The following is an 8,815-nucleotide window of genomic DNA, read 5'->3' on the forward strand; positions in this document are numbered from 1 at the left end:
CCGTGGACATAGGTGTCCGTGGTGGAAGATGCTGTGGGAGGGGTCTTTTCGGCGCGGAAGGCGGCGAGGGCCTCGGCGCCACGGCGGCGGGAGCCGCCCCCGGCGGGTGAGGTACACGGAACCCACACCCACCACCGCCAACGGCTCACACCAAGCACTCTCGAGTTCCCTATTGCGCTCGCGCAGCTGGCGCAATTCGACCGCGGTGCGTTTCAGGTAGCGGACGTATTTATCGTTGTCGGTCGTCACGTCGGATCCTCTCTCCTTACGACGCTCAGAGTTCGCGATCGATGATCGCGAGAAGCTCGTCGCCGGTCGCGGCTTCGATGTCGTCGTCGGTGCCGGGCCGCTGGCCGTTCTCCCATTTCGCGGCCAGGGTGTGCAGTCGGTGCAGTACCCGCGCGCGATCGGCGGAACGTCCGGGATCGATGGTCCGCGACAGCGCGGCGTCGAGCCGATCCAGCAGGCCGTCGAGCGAATCCGACGGCGCCGCTGTGGTTTCCGCCAGTTCGCGGGCGAGGATCTCGTGCAGGTAGTCGCTCAGCGCCAGCGGCGTCGGCCGGTCGAATACCAGCCCAGCGGGCAGCCGCAGCCCGGTCGCGGCGCTCAACCGGTTGCGGAATTCGACCGCGCCCAGGGAATCGAAGCCGAGATCGGTGAAGGCCCGGTCCGGGTCGATGCCGTCGGCCTCGGCGCGGCCGAGGACGGCGGCCGTGTGTGCGCGGACGGCGTCGAGCACCAGGTCCGGCCGTTGCGCGGGCACCGCGCCGCGCAGCCGTTCCCGCAGGTGCGCGATCGGTGTCCCGGTTCCCGCGTCGGTCGGTGTGGGCACCAATTCGCCGAACAAGGGTGGCAGCATGCCCGCGCTCGCTCGGGCTCGCAAGCCCGGCAGGTCCCAGCGCGCGGCGACGACGGCGCTGCGGTCGGTGCGCACGGCGTTGTCGAACAGTCGCAGCGCGTACTCGCTCGACATCGGGGCCACACCCGCCCGACACACCCGTTCGCGGTCGGCTGCCGCGAGATTCCCTGTCATTCCGGTGTTTTCGTCCCACAGGCCCCATGCGATCGAGGTGGCGGGCAACCCCCGGGATCGCCGCCGGGCGGCGAGCGCGTCCATGGCGCGGTTGGCAGCGGCGTAGTTGGCCTGTCCGGCGGTGCCCAGTACGCCGGCGACCGAGGAGAACAGCACGAAGGCGGCGAGCTCGGCGCCGACGGTGAGTTCGTCCAGGTGCCGGGCGCCGTCCACCTTCGGTGCGAATACCCGGTCGATGCCGTCCGCGGATTGGGCGGCCAACACCGCGTCGTCGAGGACACCGGCGGCGTGCACCACTCCGGTCGGCGGCGCGGCGTCCGGCACGTCGGCCAGCGCGCGACGCAGCGCCTCCCTGTCGGCGACATCGGCGGCGGCGATCCGTACCCGGGCGCCGGCGGCGGTCAGGTCGCCGGCCAGTTCGGTGGCGCCCGGCGCGGCCGCACCCCGGCGGCTGATCAGCAGCAGGGACCGTACCCCGTACTCGGTCACCAGATGGCGTGCCAGCAACGCACCGAGCCCACCGGTGCCGCCGGTGACTATCACTGTCCCGGAGCCGAATTCGGGACGCGGGCCGTTGCCGTCCGGTATCCGTTCCAGGCGTGGCACGAACACGCTGTCGCCACGAACCGCCGATTGCGGCTCCGGGCACCGCGCGATCGTGGCGGCGTCGAGGTCAGTGCCCGTCGCCAGATCGACCAGGGCGATGCGGCCCGGGTGTTCGGATTGTGCCGCGGCGACGAGCCCCCAGATCGCTGCCGCCGCCGGGTCCGGTGCGCCCGTCCCGAGATCGACGGCCGCGCGGGTCGCAATGATCAGCCGCGTCCGCTCGTTGTGTGGGTCGCCGAGCCAAGACTGCACGAGATGCAGCACCTCGCGTGCGGCCGCGGGCACGGTGGCAGCGGAATCCGATTCGACCGCACCGCATTCCACGACGACCGCGTCCGGCCCGTCGCCATTGCGCCCGGACATCGCGGCGAGGCCGGCCGGGTCGGTCACCGCGACGGTGCCGGGGTCGGCGGCGGGTGCGGCCTGCTCGATCCAGTGGAGGCCGTGCAGGTGTGCGGCCGCGCCGGGGGCCAGCTGCGCGGCGGAAACCGGCCGGGAGCGCAGGTTTTCGACGGTGAGCACGGGACGGCCGGATTCGTCGGCGGCCGTGACCGTCACGGTGTCCGGGCCGGTCGGCGAGATCCGCGCTCGCACGCGGGTGGCGCCCGGACCGGTCAGGCGCACGCCGCTCCAGGAGAAGGGCAGCAGCAGGGTGTCTCCGGTGTCGTCGGCGGCGAGCAGAACGGCGTGCAGCACCGCGTCGAGCAGCGCCGGATGCAGGAGATAGCCCTGCGCGTCGACTGTTTCGGGCAGCGCCGCCTCGACGTACACTTCGCCGTCCGCACGCCAGGCGCCGCGCAGTCCGTGGAAGGCCGGACCGTAGTCGTAGCCGCGGTCGGCCAGCATGGTGTATAGCCCCGGCGGGTCCAAACGCTGCCCCGGGTCGGGCGGGCCGTCCGGCACCGCGTCACCGGAATTGGTCGAATCTGTTGCGGCGAGAACACCTTCGGCGTGCTGGATCCACCCGTCATCGTCGGTGCGCGAATGGACGGCCACGGACCGCCGCCCGTCGCCGTCGGGAGCGCCGAGGAGCACCCGGAGCTGCGCGCCGTGCCGATCGAGCGGCAGCGGCGCAGCCAGGGTCAGTTCCCGCAGCACCGTCAGGCCGACCGTGTGCCCGGCGCGGAGTGCGAGCTCGACGAAGGCGGTGCCGGGCAGCAGGGTGTTGCCGAGAATCGCGTGGTCGGCCAGCCAGGGATGGGTGCGCGGCGACAGCTGCCCGGCCAGCGTCACCGCCGCGGTGTCGGGATTGTCGACCACACCGGCGAGCAGTGGGTGGTCGATCGGGCGCAGCCCGAACTCGGTGGCGTCACCCCCGGTCGCCGCCGTGAGCCAGTAGTTCTCGTGCTGGAAGGCGTAGGTGGGCAGGGTGATTCGGCGTGCGCCGGTTCCCTCGAAGAACCGCGACCACTCGACGTCGTGCCCGGCCTCGAACAGTCGTCCCAGGGCCGCGACGACCGCGACCGGTTCGCCGCCGGGTGTAGGCAGTGTCGCGATCACCGCCGCGTCGTCGATGATGTCGGCGATGGTGGCCGTCAGCCCGCTGTCGGGCCCGACCTCCACGAATCGCCGGGCGCCGTGTTCGCGCAGCGTCGCGATCCCGTCACCGAATTGCACCGCTTCCCGCACGTGCCGCACCCAGTATGCGGCGCTGCCGTATTCGTCCGCGCCGAGTTCGCCGGTGAGGCCGGCGCTCACCGGCAGCCGTGGCGCACGGGGCGAGATGTCCGCGATGGCCGCGGCGAAGTCGGACAGGATCGGTTCCATCGATGCCGAGTGGAATGCGTGGGATACGGTGAGCCGCTTGGTGCGGCAGCCTTCTGCCGCCAGGGTCGCCGCCACCTGTTCGACGGCCGCCACGTCCCCGGAGAGCACGACCGACCGTGGACCGTTGACCGCGGCGATCTCCGCGCCGTCGAGCAACAGCGGGCGCACCGTGTCCTCGCTCGCCCGCACGGCGACCATCGCGCCGCCGCCGGGCAGCGACCGCATCAACCGGCCGCGTTCGGCGACCACGCGCACCGCGTCGGCGAGTGAAAGCACGCCAGCGACGTGCGCGGCGACGATCTCGCCCACCGAATGGCCCACGACCGCATCGGGTGTCGCGCCCCACGATTCCAGTAGCCGGAAAAGGGCGACCTCTACGGCGAACAAGCCCGCCTGGGCATTTTCGGTGCGCGCCAGCAGGTCGGCGTCCTCGCCCCACACGATCTCGCGCAGCGGCAGGCCGAGATGCTCCTCGACGGCGTCCCATGCTGCGGCGAACACCGGATACGCCTCGTACAGCTCGCGGCCCATACCCGGCCACTGCGATCCCTGTCCGGGGAATACGAACACCGTCCGGCCCGGAACCTGTTCCGCAGGTGTCACTTCGGCCGCCGCGGCCAGCAGTTCCGCACGGCCGGTCCCGGTCACCACCGCCCGGTGCTCGAACACTGTCCGGCGTGTCAGCGCCGCACCCACCTCGACGGCTTCCAACTCGGGCCGCTCCGTGACGAATTCACGCAACCGTGCCAGCTGCGCCGACAACGCCGTCCGGGATCGCGCCGACACGATCCACGGAATGACCGGCGGCACAACACGTACCGGTGTCGCGTCCGGCACGGCGGCCGACGCCTGCTCGAGCACGACGTGGGCGTTGGTCCCCGAGATACCGAACGACGACACCGCCGCCCGCCGCGGACGACCCACATCCGGCCACGGCCGCTGCTCGGTCAGCAAACCCACGTGCCCCGACGACCAATCCACATGCGGCGACGGGTCATCCACATGCAACGTCTTCGGCAACACCCCGTGCCGCATCGCCTGAATCATCTTGATCACCCCGGCCACACCCGCCGCCGCCTGCGCGTGACCCATGTTCGACTTCACCGAACCCAGCCACAGCGGCTCACCATCCGCGGCACGCTGCCCGTAGGTCGCCAGCACCGCCTGCGCCTCGATGGGATCGCCGAGAGTGGTGCCCGTACCGTGGGCCTCCAGGGCATCGACATCGCCCACCGAAAGCTCGGCGTTCGCGAGCGCGGCACGAATGACCCGCTGCTGCGACGGACCGTTCGGCGCGGTCAAACCGTTCGACGCGCCATCCTGATTCACCGCCGACCCCTTGATCACCGCCAGCACCTCGTGACCGTGGCGCACGGCATCCGAAAGGCGCTCCACCACAAGCATTCCCACGCCCTCGGCCCAGCCCGTCCCGTCGGCGGCCGCCGCGAACGACTTGCAGCGGCCGTCCCCCGACAAACCGCCCTGCAACGAGAACTCCAGGAACACGGCGGGCGACGCCATCACCGTCACCCCGCCCACCAGCGCCAGCGAGCACTCCCCCGACCGCAACGACAACCCCGCCTGATGCAACGCCACCAACGACGACGAACACGCCGTATCCACCGTCACCGCAGGACCTTCCAAACCCAGCACATACGACACCCGACCCGACGCGACGCTGGCCGCGATCGCGGGAATGCCGTATCCCGTGGCGCCGTACCCCTGCGGCGAGGCCACGCCCGCGAAGACACCGGTCGCGCTGCCCTGCAACGATTTCGGGTCGATTCCGGCGTGCTCGAGCGCCTCCCAGGCGACCTCGAGCAGCAGCCGCTGCTGCGGGTCCATCCCGAGCGCCTCGCGCGGCGTGATGCCGAAGAACCCGGCGTCGAAACTCCCGGCGTCCTGGAGGAATCCGCCTTCGCGCACGTAGGTCTTCCCGGCCACACCGGGTTCCGGGTCGTACAACTGCCCGAGGTCCCAGCCCCGATTGTCCGGGAACTCGCCCATCACGTCCCGCCCGCCGAGCACGATGTCCCACAGCTCGTCCGGCGACGCCGCGCCGGGATATCGGCACGCCATCCCCACGACGGCCAGCGGTTCCGCGCTCGCGACCGCGGCTCGGTGCACCTGCTGCGGCAGGCCGCTGCCGGTCAGTTCGCCGACCAGGTAGCGGGTCAGCAGGCGGGGGGTCGGGTAGTCGAAGACGGCGCTCGCGGGCACCCGGACGCCGGTCGCCGCGCCGATCTGGTCACGGAAGGCGACGGCGTCGAGCGAGTCGAAACCGAGGTCCTTGAAGGCGTGTCCGGACTCGATCTGCCGGGCGTCGGTATGGCCGAGTACCGCGGCCGCCCGGGCGCGCACGAGGTCCAGCACATGCTCGTACCGCTGTGTCTCGCCGAGCCCCGCGAGTTCCTGTGACAGCGCGCCCGGCGCCGGGGCGCGCGTGGCGGTGGCCCGCTGTGCGGGCACGAGATCGGCGAAAAGCGACGGCAGCGTCCCGGCGGCGGCGCGCGAGCGCAGTTCCGGGAGATCCCATCGTCCGGCGATCACCGCGCTCGTCTCGGTGTTCAGCGCGCGGTCGAACAGGGCGAGCGCGTGGTCCCGCGTCATGGCGGCGACTCCGGCGCGCTGCAGCCGATGCAGATCGGTTCCGGCGAGATGACCTGTCATTCCGGTGCTGTCGGCCCACAGGCCCCACGCGATCGAGGTGGCGACGGCGCCCCGGGCGCGACGGTAGGAGGCGAGCGCGTCCAGGAAGCTGTTCGCGGCAGCGTAATTGGCTTGCCCGGGCGCGCCGAGGGTTCCGGCGACCGAGGAGAACAGGACGAAGGCGGCCAGGTCGGTGCCCGCGGTGAGTTCGTGCAGATGCCAGGCGCCGTCCACCTTGGGCGCGAAGACGGCGTCGACCCGGTGCGCGGTCTGGTCGGGCAGGACGGCGTCGGCGAGCACGCCGGCCGCGTGGACGACGCCGACCACGGGCGCGTCCGGGGGCGCCTCCGCGAGCGCGGCGCGCACGGCCTCCCGGTCCGCGACATCCGCCGCCACGAGCTGGACCCGCGCTCCCGCCGCGGTCAGGTCGGCCGCCAAGTCGGCGGCGCCGGGGGCCTCCGCGCCGCGGCGGCCGAGCAGCAGCAGCGACCGGACGCCGTGCTCGCGTACCAGATGCCGGGCCAGCGCCGCGCCCAGGCCGCCGGTGCCTCCCGTGATCACCACGGTGCCCGAATCCAGTTGTACGGCAAAGGGATCGGTGACCACGTCGCTGGTGGGGTCGGGCTCGATTTCGCCGATCCGTGGGACGTAGACGCGTCCGCCGCGGACGGCGAGGCGGTCCTCGGCGGTGATGAGGTAGGTGGCGGGATCGGTCCGTATGTCGGTATCCGCGAGCACGATGCGGTCGCGGTATTCGGCCTGTGCCGAACTCACCAGCCCCCAGACGGCCGCGGCGGCCAGGTCCTCGGCCGGTGCGCCGGGCGTGGCCACCGCGCCGCAGGTCTCGACGACCAGGCGGCTGTGCAGGCAGCGGTCGTCGGCGAGCCAGCCGCGCAGCATGTCGAGTACCCGGTGGGTGAGGGTGTGCACCTCGCGGATCAGGTCGTCACCGTCGATGTCACCGGCGCTCGGGCAGCGGACCACGAGTATGTCGGGGATCGGGTCGTCGGTGATCGCATCGGCGAAGTCCGCGAGGTCGATTACTCGGATATCTCCGTCGAAACGCTGAGCAGCCGTGTCGCCCAGCTCTTTCCACGAGACTTCGTGCAGCGGCCGCGCGGTGTCCCCGGCTTGGAGTTGCTCCGCGGACAGCGGCCGGGTGCGCAGGGTGGCGGTGAAGACGGGCTGCCCGGCCGGGTCGGCGAGCCGGACGCTGTAGGTGTCGCCGGCGGTGGTGACGATGGTCGCCCGGACACGGGTGGCGCCGGTGGCGTGCAGGACCGCACCCGACCACAGGTACGGCAGCGGCGTCACGCCGGTCTCGGTGGCCTCGGGCAGCACGGCGTGCAGCACGGCGTCGAGCAATGCCGGATGGATGCCGTATCCGCCGGGTTCGACGCCCTCCGGCAGTGCGACCTCGGCATAGGTGTGGTCGCCGTCGCGCCAGACCTGCTGCAGCCCTTGGAAACTCGGTCCGTAGTGATAGCCGCGGGCGCTCAGGATGCCGTACGGGTCGTCGTGGTGGACGGGTTCGGCGTGCGGCGGCCAGGGTTCGTGTCCGGGGCGCGTGTCGCCGGTGTCCCCGGTGAGCAGGCCTTCGGCGTGTAGCTGCCAGGGCGTGGGCTCCGCGACATCCGGTCGCGCGTAGATGCGCACCGGCCACCGGCCGTCCGGGTGCTCGCCGCCGACGACCACGTGCAACTGCATCGCGCCCCGGTCCAGTGGCAGCGGCACGAGCAGGCTCAGCTCGTCGACGACGGGCGTGCCGGTCTCGTCCCCGGCGCGGACCGCCAGATCCACGAAGGCCGCGCCGGGCAGCAGGGTCCGGCCGTGCACGACATGGTCGGCGAACCAGGCGACGGTCGGTGACAGGCGTCCGGTGAGCCGGACCCCGTCGCCCTCGGGCGCGGGGATCACGGCGGACAGCAACGGGTGCCCGGTGGTTTCCAGGCCCGCCGTCGTGAGGTCGGCGGTGGCCCGGGTATCGGACCAGAACCGCTGGTGTTGAAAAGGGTAGGTGGGCAGTGGGATTCGCCGTGCGCCCGCGTCGCCGAACAGCCGCTGCCAGGCGACGGGCACACCTCGCGTCCAGGCGTGGGCGGCGTTGGTGAGGATCTGCTGCCAGCTGCCATCGTCGCGGCGCAGCGACGGCACGGTCGCCAGGCCGCGGTCACGCACCGTCTCGTCGGTGACGGAGTCGAACGTGTCGTGTATCGCCGCGAGCAGCGCCGGGTGTGGGCTGGCTTCGATGAACACCGAACGACCGTGGGCGAGCAGGGCGCGGGTGGCGTCCTCGAAGCGCACGGTGGAGCGCAGGTTCCGGTACCAGTACTCCGCGTCCAGCTCGGTGCCCGCGAGCACCTCGCCCGTCACCGAGGAGAAGAACGGGACGTGGCCGGGGCGTGGCCTGATGTCCTCCAGTGCCGCAACGAGTTCGGCTCGGATCTGTTCCATTTCGGTCGAGTGGCTGGCGTAGTCCACCGGCAACCGACGCACCTGCACTCCGTCGCGGACGCAGCCGTCGACGAACGCGTCCAGCTCGGTCACGGGACCCGAAACCACCACCGACTCCGGGCCGTTCACCGCAGCCACACTCAGTCCGGTCCCCAGCCGATCCGCCACCGCACCCTCCGACGCACCGACCGCGACCATGCCCCCGCTGCCGGTGAGGTTCACCAGCAACTTCGACCGCGCCGCGACGATCCGCGCCCCCTCCTCCAACGACAACACCCCCGCCACACACGCCGCCGCCACCTCACC

The 8,815-nt window shown here is 71.9% G+C and carries 2 protein-coding genes; both read right to left on the minus strand.

Annotated elements, in window-relative coordinates; translation table 11 throughout:
- A partial coding sequence (locus QH470_RS01380) for a polyketide synthase docking domain-containing protein (RefSeq protein ID WP_280270395.1) occupies positions 1 to 249 on the minus strand: 249 nt, incomplete at its 3' end.
- 25 nt (positions 250 to 274) lie between these two features.
- Positions 275 to 8,809: a type I polyketide synthase gene (locus QH470_RS01385; RefSeq protein WP_280270396.1), complete on the minus strand. Its 8,535-nt coding sequence runs from the start codon at positions 8,807 to 8,809 to the stop codon at positions 275 to 277.
- Between the last annotated feature and the right edge of the window lie 6 nt (positions 8,810 to 8,815).

This window comes from Nocardia wallacei, from assembly GCF_029868745.1.
Lineage (GTDB): Bacteria > Actinomycetota > Actinomycetes > Mycobacteriales > Mycobacteriaceae > Nocardia > Nocardia wallacei_B.